Origin of the sequence: Bacillus sp. N5-665, from assembly GCF_022637375.2 — a bacterium.
Taxonomy (GTDB): Bacteria; Bacillota; Bacilli; order Bacillales; family Bacillaceae_G; genus Bacillus_A; species Bacillus_A wiedmannii.
Genome location: NZ_CP093325.1, coordinates 4,657,825 through 4,675,774, shown reverse-complemented (window position 1 = coordinate 4,675,774; position 17,950 = coordinate 4,657,825). Strand labels below are relative to the sequence as shown.

The window sequence follows — 17,950 nt, the reverse complement described above, 5'->3', positions numbered from 1 at the left end:
AAAATAATTGACAGAATACTCAATAAAGTTGTAAGATTATAAATGGAAAATAAATGAAGGGGGTGTGCGTAATGATTGTAATCGTAAATGTAATGGGCTTAGCTCTGTTAAATGGCAGAAAACATTCATATCATTACGCAACCCGTGCGGATATATAAGGCATCTTTGTCTTATAAAAAGCGTACGTTGCGTATATCGTAACGTACGCTTTTATGCATTTTTGTGCATATCGTCAAGCGGCGGTATGCTTTTTTTTGTTTATTTTCCACGTTACTATATAAAAATTTGGAAGGTGGAAAAATGTGATGAGACTGTATGGATTACGAAATGTAAATGTGATGGGTCTGGATAGTGGGTAAAGAAATGGGAGTGAAACGAGAACGAGAAGGGAGAGGTTACATTGTTATCAGTATTACTAAAGCTAAAATGGTTTTTTAAAGAGCATTGGAAGAGATATAGTATCGCCATTGGAGCTCTTTTAATTGTGAATATAGTTGAAGTCATTCCCCCGAAAGTGTTAGGGGTTACGATTGATAATATAAAAACAGGAACGTTAACGAATGCGGCAATTATGCAATTTATTCTTATTTTAATAGGGGTTACGGTAATTGGATATGGTCTTACTTTCGTTTGGCAACATCAGCTGTTTGGGGGAGCATTCGTACTGGAGAAGACGATGCGCTCTAAGTTTATGGGGCATTTACTTAAGATGACACCGACGTTTTATCATAAAAATCGTACTGGTGATTTAATGGCGAGAGCGACAAATGATTTAAAAGCAATTGCTATGACAGCTGGTTTCGGTATATTAACGCTCGTGGATTCGAGTTTATATATGCTTACAATTGTCTTTATGATGGGATTTACAATCAGTTGGGAGCTTACATTTGCGGCGCTTATACCGCTTCCGATTATGGCGTATGCGATGAACATATATGGAAAGAAATTGCATGAGAGATTTACAGTTGCGCAAGATGCGTTCGGAGATATGAATGATAAAGTACTCGAATCGATCGCCGGCGTGCGCGTTATTCGTGCATACGTACAAGAGAATGCAGATGAGGGAAGGTTTCATCATTTAGGAGATGACGTCTACGAAAAAAATATGAAGGTAGCGAGAATTGATGCATTATTCCAACCAACTGTTAAAATGCTTGTTGGCCTTAGTTATTTAATCGGTTTAGTGTATGGTGCGTATCTTGTATTTCAATCAAAGGTGACACTTGGTGAACTTGTTTCATTTAACGTGTATTTAGGGATGATGATTTGGCCGATGTTTGCAATTGGCGAATTAATTAATGTTATGCAAAGAGGAAACGCTTCGTTAGACCGTGTGAATGAAACATTAGCGTACGAACCGGATGTAAAGGATCCGAAAAACCCAAAGCTTGTACAAGAGCCAGATTATATTCAGTTTGATGACGTTACCTTTTTATATCCTTCATCAAATGAAACAAATTTAAAGAAGGTTTCATTTACATTAAAACAAGGGGAGACGCTTGGAGTTGTTGGAAAAACAGGAAGCGGAAAAACGACGCTTGTACGTCAGCTTCTTCGTCAATATCCGCTTGGTGATGGGGATATTGCGGTCTCTGATGTGACGTTAGATAAAATAACGAATGAAAATGTACTCGGGTGGATTGGGTATGTACCTCAGGAACATATTTTGTTCTCAAAGACAGCGAGGGAAAATATTTTATTTGGGAACCGAGAAGCGACGGAAGAAGAACTCGAGAAAGCAATTGAAATTGCGGCGTTTACAAAGGATTTAGAGTTTTTACCAGAAGGGTTAGAAACGCTCGTCGGAGAGAAAGGTGTTTCTTTATCAGGAGGGCAAAAACAAAGGATTTCGATTGCGCGAGCTGTTATTCAAAATCCAGAAATTTTAATTTTGGACGATTCTTTATCAGCTGTTGATGCTCGTACGGAAGCAGCGATCATCGAGAATATAAGAACAGAAAGAAGCGGAAAGACGACGATTATTACGACGCACCGTTTATCTGCCGTACAACATGCGGATTGGATTCTCGTTATGGATGAAGGTGAAGTAATGGAAGAAGGTACGCATGAACAGCTTATTCAAAGCGGAGGCTGGTATGCGGAGCAGTTTGAAAGACAACAAGGGGAAAGTGAAAGTGCGGATAGTGGGGTGAAAATATGAGCGTATCAAAACGATTGTTCCAATATGCGATGAAAGTAAAAGGGACGATTTTTGCAGCGATGCTAATGTTATTTATTTTCGTCATCGCAGAGCTTGCTGGTCCTTTCGTCGCGAAAACGATGATTGACGATCATATCGTCGGGATAGAGAAACCTTGGTATGAAACAGAACAGAGTGAAGAGGCTGTTTCGTATAATGGTGCCTTTTATAAGCGAAGTGATCGCTTCCAGGAAGGTGAGAAAAAAGGAAAAGAAGTACGCGTGATGCAAGTCGGTTTTCAATATTACTTTGTACCGAATAAAGTGAATGCTGAAGGGTCACGTACTGTAAAAGATGATATGATTACCGTCCAAAATGGTAAGGCAGTGCAAGTGTATAAAGCGAAAGCATTAACGAAAGAAGAAGTGTTTGCGTTTTATAAACCAGAAATAAACCCCCTATTATTACTTGGTGGTGGTTATTTCGCTTTATTAGTGGTTGTCTCATTATTTGCATACGGAAAGCAATTTTTCTTACAGAAAGCAGCGAACAAAATTATTCAAATTATGAGGGAAGATGTCTTTTCTCATATTCAAACGTTGCCGATTCGTTATTTCGATCATTTACCAGCAGGGAAAATTGTATCGCGTGTTACGAATGATACGGAAGCCATTCGTGATTTATACGTAACGGTACTGGCGACATTCGTTTCTAGTATCATTTATATTATCGGGATATTCGCTGCGCTATTTTTACTCGATGTAAAATTGGCGACATTATGTTTACTTATCATCCCGATTTTAATCGTTTGGGCAATTCTTTATAGAAAGTATGCGTCTGTATACAATCATAAAATGCGTTCACGTTTATCTGATATTAATGGGACAGTGAATGAATCTATTCAAGGTATGCCAATTATTCAAGCGTTTCGTCAAGAGCGTGAAACGAAGAAAGAGTTTGAAGAATTAAATGGTGATTATTTTAAATATCAAAATAAAATTTTGAATTTAAATGCAGCAACTTCTCATAACTTAGTGTCTGTATTAAGAAATATTGCTTTCACAGGTGTGATTTGGTATTTCGGTGGTGCTTCATTAAGTGCTTCAGGTGTCATTTCTCTAGGGATACTGTATGCGTTCGTTGATTATTTAACACGATTGTTCTCACCAATTACAAATATGGTAAATCAGCTTGCTAACTTGGAACAATCGCGTGTTGCATCAGAACGTGTTTTTGAATTGTTAGAGGAAAAAGGGGAAGCAGTAGAAGAGGAACGTATGCCTCGCTTACAAGGAAATGTAAAGTTTGATAATGTGTCGTTTTCTTATAATGGAAAAGATGAAGTACTAAAAAATATTTCTTTTGAAGCGAAACAAGGCGAGACAGTGGCACTTGTCGGTCATACTGGATCAGGAAAAAGTTCCATTATGAATGTACTCTTCCAGTTTTATGAGTTTGAAAAAGGGAAGCTTACGATTGATGGTCACGATGTAAAAGCGATGCCGAAACAAGCAACGCGTGAACATATGGGAATCGTACTGCAAGATCCGTTTTTATTTAGCGGGACGGTCGCTTCTAATGTAAGCTTAGAGAACGAAAAAATTTCAAAAGAGCGCATCGTAAAAGCATTGCGTGATGTTGGTGCGGAACGGTTTGCGAACAATATAAATGAAGAAATTACAGAAAAGGGAAGCACGCTTTCCACTGGAGAACGTCAGCTTATTTCGTTTGCTAGGGCACTCGCTTTTGACCCAGCCATTTTAATTTTAGATGAAGCAACGTCTAGTATTGATACAGAAACAGAGGCGATGATTCAACAAGCGTTAGAAGTTGTGAAAAAAGGAAGAACGACATTTATTATCGCTCACCGTCTTTCCACAATTAAAAGTGCAGATCAAATTATTGTGCTTGATAGAGGAACGATTTTAGAAAAAGGCTCTCATGATGAACTAATGAAAAAGCGCGGGCGTTATTACGATATGTACAAAACGCAAATGGAAGGAAACCAGAGCGCTTAATATGTATGGAGGAGAATTTGCGATTTTTGCAAGTTCTTTTTTAGTGAATCGCGACAGTTAAATAAGAAGTATTGTTTTACCTTTTTCTTTATAAATGCTATATTAAAAAATGTTACTTATTTTTTGTATGTAGCGTTATTTTCCCCTTTTGTTTGATTATGAAGAAAAAGGATAAACTAAATAAGAACATTTTCATTGAAAAATTGTTCAAGATTGCATACAATCAATATAGTTTTTAAATTCCTATCAGAATACTTGGAGGATTACCATCATGAAAAAATTATTTTCAGTTCTTGCAGTAACTACTTTAGCGATCGGGATTGTAGCAGGCTGCGGCAAAGAAGAGAAAAAAGATACAGCTAGTCAAGATGCGTTACAAAAGATAAAACAAAGTGGTGAACTTGTAATTGGAACAGAAGGTACATATCCACCGTTCACATTCCACGATTCAAGTAATAAATTAACTGGATTTGACGTTGAATTAGCAGAAGAAGTTGCAAAACGTTTAGGAGTAAAACCTGTATTTAAAGAAACACAATGGGATAGCTTACTTGCTGGTCTAGATGCAAAACGTTTCGACATGGTTGCAAACGAAGTTGGTATTCGTGAAGATCGTCAAAAGAAATATGACTTCTCTAGCCCATATGTTTCATCTTCAGCGGTATTAGTTATTGCGAAGGATAAAGATAAACCTGCTACATTTGCTGATGTAAAAGGATTAAAAGCCGCACAATCTTTAACAAGTAACTATGCAGATATTGCTAAGAAAAATGGTGCAGAAATCACGAATGTAGAAGGCTTTAGCCAAGCTGCAGAATTATTAAACACTGGCCGTGTTGATTTCACAATTAATGATAAATTATCAGTGTTAAACTATTTAGAAACGAAAAAAGATGCAAAAATTAAAATTGTAGATACAGAAAAAGAAGCGTCACAAAGTGGATTCTTATTCCGTAAAGGTAGCGACAAGCTAGTACAAGAAGTAAATAAAGCGTTAGAAGATATGAAAAAAGATGGTACGTACGATAAAATAGCGAAAAAATGGTTCGGTGAAAATGTATCTAAGTAGTGCGCTGGTTTCAGATCGATTGTCTACTTGGATAGATATTATGCAGTCTTCCTTCATGCCTATGCTGAAGGAAGCTGTGTTTACGACAATTCCATTAACGCTTATTACATTTATTATCGGGATTATACTTGCGACGTTAACGGCGCTTGCACGTATTTCAGGTAGTCGTATTTTACAATGGATTGCTCGTATCTATGTATCTATCATTCGCGGAACGCCACTTCTTGTACAGTTATTTATTATTTTCTATGGTCTTCCAACTCTTAATATTGAAGTTGAGCCATATACAGCAGCAGTTATTGGATTTTCGTTAAATGTTGGTGCGTATGCATCTGAAATTATTCGTGCTTCTATCCTTTCAATCCCGAAAGGACAGTGGGAAGCAGCTTACACAATTGGGATGACATACCCGCAAGCATTAAAACGTGTTATTTTACCGCAGGCAACGCGAGTATCTATTCCGCCGCTTTCGAATACATTTATTAGTTTAGTGAAGGATACTTCATTAGCATCGCTAATTTTAGTAACAGAAATGTTCCGAAAAGCGCAGGAAATTGCGGCAATGAACTATGAGTTTTTAATTGTGTATTTCGAAGCAGGTCTAATTTATTGGGCAATTTGCTTCTTATTATCTATTGTGCAACAAATATTAGAAAAACGTTCAGAACGTTACACTCTAAAATAACCCTTTCATAAAAGGAGTTTTTGTTTTTATGATTTCAATTCAACATTTACAAAAAAGTTTCGGAGATAATACCGTACTAAAACATATAGATTTATCAGTTGAGAAGGGGGAAGTTGTTGTTATTATCGGGCCATCGGGATCTGGTAAAACGACATTCCTGCGTTGCCTCAACGTGTTAGAAACGCCGAACGCTGGTAATATTCGCATCGGTAATAAAGAGCTCGACTTCTCTCAAAAAGTATCGAAGAAAGATATTGTCAATCTTCGTACGCAAACAGGTATGGTATTCCAGCACCATAATCTATTTCCGCATTTAACAGCACTTCAAAATGTAATGGAAGGGCTCGTTACAGTGAAAAAGATGGGGAAAGAAGAAGCGAAGAAAAAAGCAAACTATTTCCTTGAAAAAGTTGGTCTTGCAGATAAAGTAGACTTATATCCGTTCCAATTATCAGGCGGACAACAACAGCGCGTTGGAATTGCTCGCGCGCTTGCGATGGAGCCGGAAGTATTACTATTTGATGAACCGACGTCAGCACTTGATCCTGAACTTGTTCAAGAAGTTCTGAAAGTAATGAAAGAACTTGCTAAAGAAGGCATGACGATGGTGATTGTAACACACGAAATGCGTTTTGCACATCAAATTGCGAACCGCGTTATTTTCATGGATGGCGGTGTCGTTGTCGAACAAGGTACACCAGAAGATGTATTTACAAATCCAAAAGAAGAACGTACGAAAAAGTTTTTACAAATGTTGCAGTAAATGAAGGAAGGTCTCAAGGCATATGCCTTGAGACCTTTTTGCCATATATATTTATTTTTGGAATCCGCCAAGGCTTTGCTCAGCCATTGCAACTAGACGTTTTGTAATTTCTCCACCAACAGAACCGTTAGCGCGAGCCGTAGAATCTGCCCCTAATTGTACACCAAATTCTTGAGCGATTTCGTACTTCATTTGATCGATTGCAGCTGTTGCTCCTGGTACTACTAATTGATTGTAAGAACTTTGGTTTGCCATAGGAATATATCCTCCTTAGAGTTAGAAAAATTTTTTTTGGTTGGACTAGCTGGATTTGAACCAGATTATCGCCCCGTTTGGCGCTAATCCATCGGTAATTAAGTTTGTACTCATAGTATGGATGTTACCTAGAAAGATATACGAAATAATAATTTGTAAATTTTGTAAAAAATCTTAGTGATTTCGTAAATTATGAAATAAGAGTAATCGTTGTATTTTTTAGAAAGAAGGCTAAACTAAGAGCGATATGAAATATGTTTTTCTTTTTGTATCCCGCTATTGTGGGGCAAATCATTAACTTCTTATTTATGACTTACTAAAATTAAATCGGTAGCAACTTTATAGTTCTATTTTAAGTAGGGGGACAGGACGCTCCTATGCACGGCTAGATGCTCTCTTCAATCTGCTTGTAAATGATAACGTATGGAGGAATCGTGATGGGAATTTGCCCGCTTTGCAACGCATTAGAATCACAAACATATTCTTGTCAAAATTGCCAAGGTATACTCCAAGATTATGGGAAAACTGTAGATTACATAGACGATTATAGTGCGTATATGGATCAAGAATTATTAAGTGCAGTAGATGGTTTAACACATAGTAATTCACAAGAGTACTGCAATCATGTTTTTTATTGCGGGATGTGTAATGTGGAAACAGAGGTTGTAGTGAAACTTGTATAAATAGAAAACTTCCACCTTATGAATGAGGTGGAAGTTTTTGTTTTCGTATTTGTGAGTGAATCATAGGGGATGGGATATGTTCGGTGTTTGATGGAGTTCCGGATTTTATTTGAGCCATTTTTTCTTTTGCATCGCGCAAAGAATGTTCAGTTAAGTAGATGGCATATTCGTAAAATAATTGGCGCGTCAGTTCACTTTGTTCTTTTAACTTTTCATCTTGGAATACCGTTCGCCCAGGTTTAGAGTTTGCTTCAAAGAGCCACGGGTTTTCTTGCGTGTCTAAACCGATATCAAAACCAATTTCTCCAATATTTCCGGTTACTTGTTCATCGAGCGCGTAACTGATTTGTAAGGCTGTATGTTTTAATTTATTTTCAATTTGAACTTGTTTCGTTGAATCCGGAAAAAGTTCTTGCAGTAATTTCGTATCGCCACCGCTATTTACATGCGTTGTTAAGCTACCTTTGCCCGCAATTTTTGCAACGATTGCACTGACCATCCATTGGCCAAAATGATTTTTATTTGTATGAATGCGAAAATCAACAGGTTGCCCATCGAAGCGAAGTAAGGAAATACCTTGTTGTACGATAAACTTTTTTAAATCATGTCCTTTTAATACATGGTTCAGAAGCGTTTCTAATGATTGGTACTTTCTTAGTTTATTTTCTTCATTTTCGCGATAACGACAGTAGTAGCAATTCTCTGTTTGAGAGTAAAATATTTGATGAATGTTTCTCCCGAAGCTACCGTGTATCGGTTTCATGTAAACAGATTTATACGTGCCAAGAAAGCGTTCTACTTGTTCGAAATGTTGAAAAGCTTCCGTATTTGGTAATAAGGGAATAATGGATTCATCTTTCATAAGAAGTTGATGCACTTCCCATTTATTGAAAAACCCTGGGTTAAACCACGGAATGGAATAGTCATGCTCTAATTTTCTTTTTGCTCTTACGATCGGTTTATAATTTTCGGCTTTCCGATTTGGTAATCGATCATAAATGACATTCGGTAAAGGAACTTTTTTCTTAATCCATTGCCCTTCTTGAAAGAAATATCCTTCAATTGTTTCGTCTGCCCAGTTTATATGTTGCACACCAAAAACGAATACAAATGGTCGCAAGGTGAATGGCGGCGTTAGTAACTCGCTGAGAGAAGTTGAACGGTTTCCTAAAGGATTAGAAGAGTCATCGTTAAAACCAGTTGTGAAAATCCCGATTAACGGTCCGAAAATAATGGTTTCATTTTGCGTGAATGCATGGATAGTAGTGGAATGAGGAAGTAAAAGTTTCTCTGCAATTTGTTTTCCGATAATGATTTCGCGAGTAAAGGAATAATGAATTTTCACCTCTTCACTTGCAACATGGCGTACGCCGAAGGAAAGAGATGCGATTGGTGGTGTAATGGAAAAAATATAAGGTAAAGTAATACTATTTGGATGCTCATCTGAAATATTTAATGTATATATGTGCTCTTTCAAAATGGTGTTACCTCCTTTCATTATGGTGTGAAGCGACTAAACTTTAGTGGTCCGTGATATATTTTTTCGGCTAGTGCATCACTATGACGAATGTAATGTTCGTACGGGGGAATCGTGTTGACATACATAAGCCAAATTGCCCCTTTTTGATCCATAATGGTGGAAAGCTCTAGCTCGAATAACGAAGAATAAGATTCATCTAATGTTTGAAACACTTCATTTATAATGTCATGTAAAGCGTCCTGTAATAATTGTACACCGGTACTAGATAATACGTATTTAATTTTTGAAAACGAATGCAGCGAGGAATCATCCGTTGCCGAAAGTAAAAGTTGATTCGGAAATGAGCTTTTTTGTATAAATTGGCCGATAGCAGTCCACTTCTGTTCTTTATTTTTTTGCAAAATGGTTCGAATATGAAGCGGGTATGTTAATTGATTTGGTGGTTGCAGCATTGTATGGGTGATGTAACGTGCTGATCGTATGTTAGATTTGTACCAAGATATAAATTCATCTGTCCGTTTGATGGGAGTAGAAGTATGATAGTCATCATTTATCGTATCGATATGAAACGTTTTATTTTTATAAGCGATTCGGTACAGACTTTCATTGGAATGTGTGTTAGTAGGCCGTATAATAATATCTTTTGTTTTTAATAACAGTTTGAAAATGTTTTGTATCGTTGCTATTTCGAATTTTGGTATATAAGGAGATAATTTTTTATTCGTGAGAAATAAATCATGTAGTTCGCTCAAGTCAATGAGTGTGTTATTTAAAAAGGTAGTGGAAGCACGGTTGTGTAATGAATGAATAATTGATTTTGCTTTGTCGAAGTCTGTTTCCTCGTTAAAAGAAGAACGATCGTAAATATAAGAAGGAATAGGGAATATTTGCTCTTTCCATTTTCCTGTATCTGTATCATAAATCAGACCAGAGACAAGATCTGTTTTAGGATCAATACCAAATGGCGTAAACTGGGCAACGACATTATGATAAAACCGAGCGCGTTTAGCGATTTCGGTGTAATACATTTGCTCATAATGAGGGTGAGAAGTTAAAATACCGAGAACCAACGAAATCACTCCTTTATTAACAAAATGTTGGCATAAGAGGCATAGCTATATATTGCAAATACGTTTTTATACCATTATACTTTTGTCCGTATGATGATATGCTATAGTTTTGGAGAAGCGAAAGGTTGATTGTAATGAATATGTGGTTAAGTATGTTAACGACGACAGGGCTCGGAGCGATTATTGGAGGATTCACAAATCATTTAGCGATAAAAATGTTATTTCGTCCTCATCGCCCTATTTATATTGGAAAGTTTCAAGTTCCATTTACACCAGGATTAATTCCGAAGCGCCGCGATGAACTTGCTGTTCAATTAGGAAAAATGGTTGTCGAACATTTGTTAACGCCAGAAGGAATCGGAAAGAAATTAACAAATGAAGAGTTTCAAAAAGGTTTAATTCAATGGACACAAGTAGAAGTGGATAAAGTAATTACGAATGAACAGTCGTTACGACAAATGTTAGAAAAATGGAATTTAGTACATGTAGAAAAAGAGGCGACCGGGAAAATTGAACATGTGATTACAGAAAAAATAGAGGCATTTTTAGCGGAGTACTATACATATACATGGGAACAGGCTTTACCTCATTCTGTACATGAAAAAATAGAAAATACGATCCCAAATGTCTCGGCGTTTATTTTAGAGCGAGGAATTCGTTTTTTTGAAAGTGAGGAAGGAAAAGCTCGTCTTTCAAAAATGATTGATGATTTCTTTGCTTCTAGGGGAACGCTGCTTAACTTAGTCGGAATGTTTTTAGGGAATGTAAGCTTAATGGATCGTGTACAGCCAGAAGTTATTAAGTTTTTAGGGCAAGATGGCACAAAGCAGCTTTTAACTGATGTACTGCAAAAAGAGTGGGAAAAGTTAAAAGGTAGAGATGTAAAAGAATTAGAAACGTTTGTAGAAAAAGAAATGATTGTAAGCTCCATATTGTCAGCAGTTAAAGTTGAAGAAACAGTGAGTAAGTTTTTAAATCAATCTGTGCAGCAAGTATGTGAGCCAGTTCGAGAAACAATCAAGGAAAAGCTAGTTCCAAGTGCTGTAACGAAAGGCTTAAAGTGGGGGACAGAAAACGTAGAAAGTATATTAAACAATCTCCACCTTGCGGAAATTGTCCAACAAGAAGTGTCTACATTTTCAACAGAGCGACTAGAAGATTTAGTTCTATCCATTACCAAAAATGAACTAAAAATGATTACGTATTTAGGAGCACTATTAGGCGGGATGATTGGACTCGTGCAAGGGCTATTACTGTTGTTCCTTATGTAGTAAAGATAAGTACATAGAAATAAAAGTGAAATTTCTTCACATCTCTTGCATAGTTTGATATGGTAAGAAGAGGTGCGTATGTAAATGCACTTAAAAGGCAGTGTGAGCGAAAAGCGCTAGCCTTCTAAAGGAGGAAAAATAAAATGACAAAAAACATTCATGATGTTGCATATGAATTACAAAAAGCAATCGCTGAAAACGAAGATTTCCAAACATTAAAAGCAAGCTACGCAGCAGTACAAGGTGATGCAAATTCAAAGAACTTATTCGATGAGTTCCGCACAATGCAACTTGGCCTACAACAAAAAATGATGCAAGGTCAAGAAATCACTGAAGAAGATAACCAAAAAGCACAAGAAGTTGTAGCTCGCATTCAACAAGATGCTAAAATCACAAAGTTAATGGAAACTGAACAACGTTTAAACATCGTTATCACTGACGTTAACAAAATTATCATGCAGCCACTTGAAGAATTATATAACGCGCAACAACAAGCGTAATAGTGGAAGACGCTCCTGTATAGGGGCGTCTTTTTTGTTTGTTATTTGTTGAAATACTCAGTCTCAATCTTCTTTTCCTTCAAAAACTTTTCAATTTCTTTTTGCTTCCTACCATTAACTTGCTCAAAGCGTTTTGTAAAAGAAAAATCAGTTTTGAATAAGTTACCATCTTGCGCGAGTTTGTCGAATTCTCGCTCTAGTTCTACTGAAAGTGCCGTAGACGCTGAAATAAAATCATGAATTTCCTTCGAAGGCTGTTTGTAATCATCAGGGATCGTATTGTTACTAATAAAATCATGGAAATTCGCATCATTTTGTTTTGCTAAATCTACTAGTTGTTTTAATTTCTTTCGGTCGGATTCAGTGACATTCTCGTCAGACATAGATGATGAAAGTGGAACGATATTTTCGTCTAACTCCCCGCTATAATCTAAATACGTTTTTATATTTTGTTTCATTTCGTCTTCGTTAATCGTTTCATTCTTTTTTGAGGAAGTGAATATAGTTTCTGGAATTTTTATCGTTACATCTTTAATAGATTCTATATCGTTTTCTTCCGTAGGTTGTGCACTGTTTGAACAAGCTGATAGAAATAAAATTGTAAGTAACATGAGTAGATATAAAGTATACTTCTTCATTTTAATCTCCTTTTATATTCATTATTATCTTTGTAAAATAGCTATATTCCATTTCAAATACTTTACTAAAGTTGCGTATAGATGTTTTACCATTTGGTAACATATGACGGATATGAGTAAACCGCTGCAAAAAGCGATGAATACATTATAAACATCGGAATAACTAATTTGATGAAACCCTTTGAAAAATCCTAATCCTATTAATAAAATAGGTGAAATGATTAATAATGGAGTGGCGATGATAAGTGCTAGAATAATCGGTAATAAAAAGAGTAATACGAAAAAGGCGATAATGATAAAGGTAAAGTTTAAAACACTTAAGCTCATAACAGAAAATAGTGCGGTTATCATATTTTTGAAGCTTCGTTTATTATCAGCGTTATGTATTGCATAGGAAACAGTAAGCTCTTTCGCGATCGTTGTAGGGTTTCCTAGTTTTCTAGCAATTTCTTCTTCACATTTCCCATCTTGTTTACCACTGATAAAATGGGTTTCGTACTCTGAGATAATATCTTTCTTTTCTACATTAGGCATATTCCGGAGGGAAGAATTAAGTTGTTCCAAAAATTCATTTTTGTTCATAACAATCACTTTCCTTTATAAAATGATGAATTACAAAGCAGATTCCAATTGCTGGGTATTCCAATATTTACAAATATATCATTTAGTAGTGTTCTTTGCAAGGTACTGTAATGTTTTTAATACTGTGATGAGATGAAAGTTTTTTGTGCATTTTTAGATGAGATATAAAAATATTATTTTAGGATAAATAAAGGTTGTAAGCGGATTCTTTAATGGTTGTCAAAAAACTGTCAAATTCATATCGTTGGAAAAATAATGCATTTGTACTATAATGATAAACGATACTTCACCACGTTAATTAACTAGGTGAAATTAAAAATCTTTATTACACACATTATGAAATAAAGGGATGATTAGTTTGAGTACAGGTGTAAAAGCAAACGACGTGAAGACAAAAACAAAAGGAGCAGATCTTGTTGTTGATTGTTTAATTAAACAAGGTGTTACACATGTTTTCGGTATTCCAGGAGCGAAGATTGACTCTGTATTTGATGTACTGCAAGAAAGAGGACCAGAGTTAATTGTTTGTCGTCATGAACAAAACGCAGCATTTATGGCAGCTGCTATTGGTAGATTAACAGGGAAACCGGGCGTATGTCTTGTAACTTCAGGACCAGGGACATCGAATTTAGCGACAGGTCTTGTTACTGCGAATGCGGAGAGTGATCCCGTTGTTGCTTTAGCTGGTGCAGTTCCACGTACGGATCGATTAAAACGTACGCATCAATCTATGGATAATGCTGCACTATTCGAACCAATCACAAAATATAGCGTAGAAGTAGAGCATCCTGATAATGTGCCAGAAGCATTAAGTAATGCATTCCGAAGTGCGACTTCCACAAATCCAGGAGCTACTTTAGTAAGTCTTCCGCAAGACGTTATGACTGCGGAAACGACTGTAGAGTCTATCGGTGCGCTTTCTAAGCCACAGCTTGGAATCGCTCCCACACATGAAATTACATATGTAGTAGAAAAAATAAAATCGGCGAAATTACCAGTTATTTTACTCGGTATGAGAGCGAGCACAAATGAAGTGACGAAAGCCGTTCGTGAATTAATTGCGGATACAGAACTTCCTGTCGTTGAAACATATCAAGCAGCTGGTGCAATTTCGCGTGAGTTAGAAGATCATTTCTTCGGCCGCGTTGGATTATTCCGTAACCAACCAGGTGATATTTTACTAGAAGAAGCAGATCTTGTTATTTCGATCGGTTATGACCCAATTGAGTATGATCCGAAATTCTGGAATAAACTTGGAGACAGAACGATCATTCATCTTGATGACCATCAAGCGGATATCGACCATGATTACCAACCAGAGCGTGAATTAATTGGCGATATCGCTTTAACAGTAAATAGCATTGCAGAGAAATTACCAAAGCTTGTATTAAATACGAAATCAGAAGCAGTGTTAGAACGATTACGCTCGAAATTATCAGAACAAGCAGAAGTTCCAAATCGTGCTTCAGAAGGTGTTACGCATCCACTTCAAGTCATTCGTACACTTCGTTCTTTAATTAGTGACGATACAACCGTTACATGTGACATCGGTTCCCATTCTATTTGGATGGCAAGATGTTTCCGTTCTTATGAACCACGTAGATTATTATTTAGTAACGGTATGCAAACGTTAGGTGTTGCACTTCCTTGGGCAATTGCCGCTACTTTAGTTGAACCGGGCAAGAAAGTTGTTTCCGTGTCAGGTGATGGTGGTTTCTTATTCTCTTCGATGGAATTAGAAACAGCGGTACGTTTAAATGCGCCGGTTGTACATCTCGTTTGGAGAGATGGTACATATGATATGGTTGCGTTCCAACAAATGATGAAATACGGTAGAACATCAGCTACAGAGTTTGGCGATGTCGATCTTGTGAAATATGCAGAAAGTTTCGGTGCAATAGGTCTTCGTGTCAATACACCAGATGAATTAGAAGATGTATTGAAAACGGCATTAGAAGCAGACGGTCCGGTCATTATTGATATTCCAATTGACTACCGTGACAACATTAAATTAAGTGAAAAATTATTACCAAACCAATTAAACTAATGGAGGCATGATTGAGATGACTGTTGCACAATTAATTGATATTGATGCAAAAAGAACGAAAATGAATAATGAAGTATATCAAACATCTACAATGCTTGCGCTATTAGATGGTATATATGATGGTGTGATTAGCTTTGAGGAATTGAAAGAACGTGGTGATTTCGGCATCGGCACATTTGATCAATTAGATGGTGAAATGATTGCATTTGATAACGGATTTTATCATTTACGTTCAGACGGTTCAGCAGAAAAAGTAGAGCCGGAAGAAACAACGCCGTTTGCGACTGTAACGTTTTTTGAAAAAGAAATGAGTTATACAGTAGAGCGCCCGATGAATCGTGAAGAAGTTGAGGCATTATTACATGAATTAATGCCAAGTAAAAACTTATTTTACGCTATTCGAATGGACGGTACATTCCGTGAAGTAAGAACGAGAACTGTTCCAAGACAAGAAAAACCGTATACACCGCTCGTTGAAGTGACGAAATCACAACCAATCTTTTCATTTAAACATACAGAAGGTACGCTTGCTGGATTTTGGACACCAGATTACGCGCAAGGTATTGGTGTAGCTGGTTTCCACTTACATTACATTGACGATGCAAGAAGCGGAGGCGGACATGTTTTCGATTATGTTGTAGAAAACTGTACGATCCAAATTTGTCAAAAAGCTCATATGCATTTAGCACTTCCAGAAACAGCTGACTTTATGACGGCTGAATTATCAAGAGAAAACTTAGAGGATAATATTGCGACTGCGGAAGGCGCGGAGTAAAAGGGAGAGACTGTTCCATTGTGGAACAGTCTTCTTTTATTAATATTTCTTGTTGATATCGTTTATTTCTTTGAAACGAACGGATTCCCCTCGTAATAAAAACGCCACGGATAATGTACAGCTTCTTCTGCATAGTCGATGTTAATACGAGGTCCTGCTGTTATTTTATATTGTGATGATATGTGTTCTTCTTCTGGGACGAGTTCAATATGCAATGTGTCACTTTGTAAGGATACGCCTCGTTCTTCTAACGTAATTCCGAGGGCACGGCATAGTTTGCCAGGGCCATTCGTTAAATTTTTATACTGCGCTTTTGTAATGTCGGTTTTGTTGTATCGCGCAAATTCGATTTCTTCAATCCCGTCTACTGGCTCAAGGGCTCGAATGAGAACACCTTGTGGGGTGCCAACTGGCGCTGTAATGACGTTAAAACAATGATACATACCATAAATTAAATATACGTAAGCATGCCCCGGTGCGCCAAACATGACTTCTGTGCGACCTGTTCGTCTCCCGCCGTAACTATGTGCGGCCTTATCATCGGGACCCTTATATGCTTCTACTTCTACAATGATTCCGCTTCGTTTTATTCCATCTACAGTATGTACAAGTTTCTGTCCGAGTAATTTCTTTGCGACTTCTAACGTATCGCCTTCATAAAAGGAAGGTGGTGCTTGCATTGTACTATCTCCTTTACTGAGTGTATATGTATATAGTAAACCAAATTTTCAGTAGTAATTCTAACTCGTTCTATTTGCTACATTTATTTCATAAATTATGGATAGAGTACAACAGCGAAGAGGGGGAGTGCGACATGATTTATCGCTTACTAGCTCTTAATATAGATGGGACACTACTATACAACAACGGAAAAATTGCAAAAGGATTACGAGAAACAATTGAATTTGTGAAAAGAAAAGATGTATACGTTACATTATTTACGAGCCGTAATTTTCAGTCCGCTCATAAAGTTGCAAAGGCGTTGAAATTAGATTCTATCTTAGTGACACACGGTGGTGCTTTCGTTTCAGCAACGTTAGATAAGCCGTACGTTCAAAGAAGATTATCGGAAGAGAAGACGTTTAACATTGTGCAAGTATTAGAGCACTTCGATTGTAACGTCCGCATTTCTCATGAACGGTTTTCAATCGGAAATCGGGAGAGAAATACACCAAACTTAATTGCGCGTACTGTATTATCGAGTGCAGATCCGTTATTTTATCCGGTTCAATTTGTAGACTCGTTAGGTGATGCGCTTCGTGATCATCCAGTAGCTGCTCCGAAAATTGATGTGATTTTCCAAAGTAAAGGTGAAAAAGAACGAGGGCTAAATACATTACGAAAAGCATTCCAAGATATAGAGTATATTGATTGTGATTCAAAACGAATAGAAATTTTGCCGCAAAATGTATCAAAATTACGTGGATTACAATTGCTTGGAGAGCATTTAAATATTTCGCTAAACGAAATGGTTGCGATTGGGGATAGTTTAGAAGATCTAGAAGTAATTGAAAATGTAGGGCTCGGGGTAGCGATGGGGAATGCACCTGTAGAGTTAAAACAAGCAGCTGACTGGATTACACGTTCAAATAGTGAGAACGGTGTAGAGTATATGATTAAAGAACATTTCCGCAAGCAATTCCCGCTTCCGTTTTTGAAGAATCATAAAAATACACCGAAACGATGAAAGAAAAACGTAGCTTTTCAGCTACGTTTTTTATTAGTTTTATTCGAAAAATGAAAACGTTTTACCGGATAAATTGTGTCTGAAATTCATACAATTAACTTGAATCATTTAGAAAACTGTTGTAAAGTGGGTGATGTTGCCAAAATAGTTACACCACATGAAATATTCTTCAGGTTAATTTTATTGAGCTCCTATACGTAAAAATATTTCCGCATGATAGTTTCGTTCACGTAGTATTTCAAAAATGAATTGTAGTAATTTTACTAATTAGTTGTAGAGTGTCTTTG

At 36.8% G+C, this 17,950-nt stretch carries 17 protein-coding genes; 11 read left to right on the top strand and 6 right to left on the bottom strand.

The window, feature by feature from the left end; all coding sequences use genetic code 11:
* Positions 1 to 400 precede the first annotated feature (400 nt).
* The 5 genes from MNO09_RS26600 (at position 401) to MNO09_RS26580 (ending at position 6,675) form a co-directional block, all read left to right on the top strand.
* Positions 401 to 2,161, top strand: a complete 1,761-nt coding sequence (locus MNO09_RS26600) for an ABC transporter ATP-binding protein (protein ID WP_241950069.1) — start codon at positions 401 to 403, stop codon at positions 2,159 to 2,161.
* The gene (locus MNO09_RS26595) at positions 2,158 to 4,158 is read left to right on the top strand and encodes an ABC transporter ATP-binding protein (protein ID WP_000116655.1); all 2,001 of its coding nucleotides are present in this window, start codon (positions 2,158 to 2,160) and stop codon (positions 4,156 to 4,158) included. The genes MNO09_RS26600 and MNO09_RS26595 overlap by 4 nt, the downstream gene beginning before the upstream one ends.
* 271 nt (positions 4,159 to 4,429) lie before the next feature.
* Positions 4,430 to 5,227: an amino acid ABC transporter substrate-binding protein gene (locus MNO09_RS26590; protein ID WP_000732850.1), complete on the top strand. Its 798-nt coding sequence runs from the start codon at positions 4,430 to 4,432 to the stop codon at positions 5,225 to 5,227.
* Positions 5,214 to 5,912, top strand: coding sequence for an amino acid ABC transporter permease (locus MNO09_RS26585; RefSeq protein WP_033657688.1), 699 nt, complete (start codon positions 5,214 to 5,216; stop codon positions 5,910 to 5,912). The genes MNO09_RS26590 and MNO09_RS26585 overlap by 14 nt, the downstream gene beginning before the upstream one ends.
* Before the next feature lie 28 nt (positions 5,913 to 5,940).
* On the top strand, positions 5,941 to 6,675 hold the full coding sequence (locus tag MNO09_RS26580) for an amino acid ABC transporter ATP-binding protein (protein ID WP_000623593.1): 735 nt from the start codon (positions 5,941 to 5,943) through the stop codon (positions 6,673 to 6,675).
* Between the two features lie 51 nt (positions 6,676 to 6,726).
* On the opposite strand, the gene sasP is transcribed toward MNO09_RS26580, so the two are convergent.
* Positions 6,727 to 6,930 (bottom strand): small acid-soluble spore protein, SasP family, encoded by a 204-nt coding sequence (gene sasP, locus MNO09_RS26575; protein WP_000013349.1) that lies wholly within the window; start codon positions 6,928 to 6,930, stop codon positions 6,727 to 6,729.
* A 437-nt stretch (positions 6,931 to 7,367) separates the two neighbouring features.
* Between sasP and MNO09_RS26570 the strand changes: the two genes are divergently transcribed.
* Positions 7,368 to 7,613 carry a hypothetical protein gene (locus MNO09_RS26570; RefSeq protein ID WP_000510463.1) on the top strand — a complete coding sequence of 82 codons (246 nt, stop codon included), beginning with the start codon at positions 7,368 to 7,370 and terminating at the stop codon, positions 7,611 to 7,613.
* A 16-nt stretch (positions 7,614 to 7,629) separates the two neighbouring features.
* On the opposite strand, the gene MNO09_RS26565 is transcribed toward MNO09_RS26570, so the two are convergent.
* Together MNO09_RS26565 and MNO09_RS26560 are read right to left on the bottom strand one after the other, a co-directional pair.
* A complete protein-coding gene (locus tag MNO09_RS26565; RefSeq protein ID WP_000658065.1) occupies positions 7,630 to 9,090 on the bottom strand; it encodes a YheC/YheD family endospore coat-associated protein in 1,461 nt (486 codons plus the stop codon).
* 20 nt (positions 9,091 to 9,110) lie between these two features.
* Positions 9,111 to 10,163, bottom strand: a complete 1,053-nt coding sequence (locus MNO09_RS26560; protein ID WP_000242701.1) for a YheC/YheD family protein — start codon at positions 10,161 to 10,163, stop codon at positions 9,111 to 9,113.
* A gap of 134 nt (positions 10,164 to 10,297) precedes the next feature.
* Between MNO09_RS26560 and MNO09_RS26555 the strand changes: the two genes are divergently transcribed.
* Positions 10,298 to 11,434: a DUF445 domain-containing protein gene (locus MNO09_RS26555; protein ID WP_070168476.1), complete on the top strand. Its 1,137-nt coding sequence runs from the start codon at positions 10,298 to 10,300 to the stop codon at positions 11,432 to 11,434.
* 143 nt (positions 11,435 to 11,577) lie between these two features.
* On the top strand, positions 11,578 to 11,934 hold the full coding sequence (locus MNO09_RS26550; protein ID WP_048545636.1) for a YlbF/YmcA family competence regulator: 357 nt from the start codon (positions 11,578 to 11,580) through the stop codon (positions 11,932 to 11,934).
* Positions 11,935 to 11,975: 41 nt separating this feature from the next.
* Here MNO09_RS26550 and MNO09_RS26545 read toward each other — a convergent pair whose 3' ends face one another.
* The gene (locus tag MNO09_RS26545; protein WP_000760956.1) at positions 11,976 to 12,572 is read right to left on the bottom strand and encodes an NDxxF motif lipoprotein; all 597 of its coding nucleotides are present in this window, start codon (positions 12,570 to 12,572) and stop codon (positions 11,976 to 11,978) included.
* A gap of 24 nt (positions 12,573 to 12,596) precedes the next feature.
* Positions 12,597 to 13,154 (bottom strand): DUF1700 domain-containing protein, encoded by a 558-nt coding sequence (locus MNO09_RS26540; protein ID WP_088107431.1) that lies wholly within the window; start codon positions 13,152 to 13,154, stop codon positions 12,597 to 12,599.
* A gap of 358 nt (positions 13,155 to 13,512) precedes the next feature.
* On the opposite strand from MNO09_RS26540, the gene alsS reads away from it, so the two are divergent.
* The gene (gene alsS / locus MNO09_RS26535) at positions 13,513 to 15,201 is read left to right on the top strand and encodes an acetolactate synthase AlsS (RefSeq protein ID WP_088107430.1); all 1,689 of its coding nucleotides are present in this window, start codon (positions 13,513 to 13,515) and stop codon (positions 15,199 to 15,201) included.
* A gap of 16 nt (positions 15,202 to 15,217) precedes the next feature.
* Positions 15,218 to 15,976, top strand: coding sequence for an alpha-acetolactate decarboxylase (gene alsD / locus MNO09_RS26530; protein WP_088107429.1), 759 nt, complete (start codon positions 15,218 to 15,220; stop codon positions 15,974 to 15,976).
* A 62-nt stretch (positions 15,977 to 16,038) separates the two neighbouring features.
* Here alsD and MNO09_RS26525 read toward each other — a convergent pair whose 3' ends face one another.
* On the bottom strand, positions 16,039 to 16,656 hold the full coding sequence (locus MNO09_RS26525) for a DNA-3-methyladenine glycosylase (RefSeq protein ID WP_001148819.1): 618 nt from the start codon (positions 16,654 to 16,656) through the stop codon (positions 16,039 to 16,041).
* Between the two features lie 134 nt (positions 16,657 to 16,790).
* On the opposite strand from MNO09_RS26525, the gene MNO09_RS26520 reads away from it, so the two are divergent.
* A complete protein-coding gene (locus tag MNO09_RS26520; protein ID WP_000640413.1) occupies positions 16,791 to 17,663 on the top strand; it encodes a Cof-type HAD-IIB family hydrolase in 873 nt (290 codons plus the stop codon).
* The last annotated feature ends 287 nt before the right edge of the window (positions 17,664 to 17,950 follow it).